The following is a 927-nucleotide window of genomic DNA, read 5'->3' as shown; positions in this document are numbered from 1 at the left end:
GGGAATGGGCGGTGACTTCGGTCGGCGGGGTGTCGCGCACGACGTGATGCCGGGCGGCGGACCGGGGGCCTACATGCCCGAACTCGGCCCGGTGGCGCGCCTGTTGGCCAAGCCCGCCGAGAGCTGCGTGCTCTTCGACTTCGACGGACCCGTCTGCCGGCTCTTCCCCGACGGATCGTCCGCGAGCGTCGCCCGCGCACTGCGGGAGCATGCTCGCGAACGCGGCGCCCACCACGTCCTCACGCCGCAGGAGGAGCGGTCCAAGGATCCCCATGATGTCCTGCGCGCCGTGGATCGCGCGCTGCGTGAAGGCGTGATCGAGGACGCCGGACTGCTCGCCGAAGTGGAGGCCGTTCTCACGAAGGGTGAGGTGGCGGCCGCACACACGGCTCCGCCCACACCCGGCGCCCACGGGCTCATCCGCAGGCTCCGGGCGCACGGCGTCCGTACCGCCGTGGTCACCAACAACTCTCCGCACGCCGTCGCCGCCTACCTCCGCCGGCACGACCTGGCCGACGCCTTCGGCCCGCACATCTACGGCCGCACGGACCAGCCGGTGCTGCTCAAACCGGATCCCGACTCTCTGCACCGGGCCCTGCGTGGCCTGGGTGCGCGGCCCGCCGAGGCCGTGATGATCGGCGACACGGTGACCGATCTCCGGGCCGCACGGAAGGCGAAGGTCCTCTTCGCCGGTTACGCACGTGACGAGCGCAAGGCGGCCCCCTTGCGGGAGGCGGGGGCCGAGCTGATCCTGTCCACTCTGGGGCCGCTGCTGCGGCTGGTGGAGACGGAGCCTTCCTGACCGGGCCCGGAGCGGGCACCATGGCGTCTTGCCGGTCGGTGTGCTCGACTCCGTGGTGGCCGAGGGGGATGGGTGGCTCGTGGCGGTCGTCGTACGGTGCGGGAGTGGGCGGCGGAGGGGTGGGC

Annotated in this window: 1 protein-coding gene; it reads left to right on the top strand. The window is 72.8% G+C overall.

Annotated elements, in window-relative coordinates; translation table 11 throughout:
• Nucleotides 1-802, top strand: an 802-nt coding sequence (locus GKQ77_RS33020) for an HAD family hydrolase (RefSeq protein ID WP_308117864.1), incomplete at its 5' end; no start/stop codon positions are given.
• Nucleotides 803-927: the final 125 nt, after the last annotated feature.

The organism is Streptomyces anatolicus (assembly GCF_019400875.1).
GTDB classification, from domain to species: domain Bacteria; phylum Actinomycetota; class Actinomycetes; order Streptomycetales; family Streptomycetaceae; genus Streptomyces; species Streptomyces anatolicus.
Note: the sequence above shows the minus strand (reverse complement) of the source record. Positions and strands in the feature narration are given on the sequence as shown.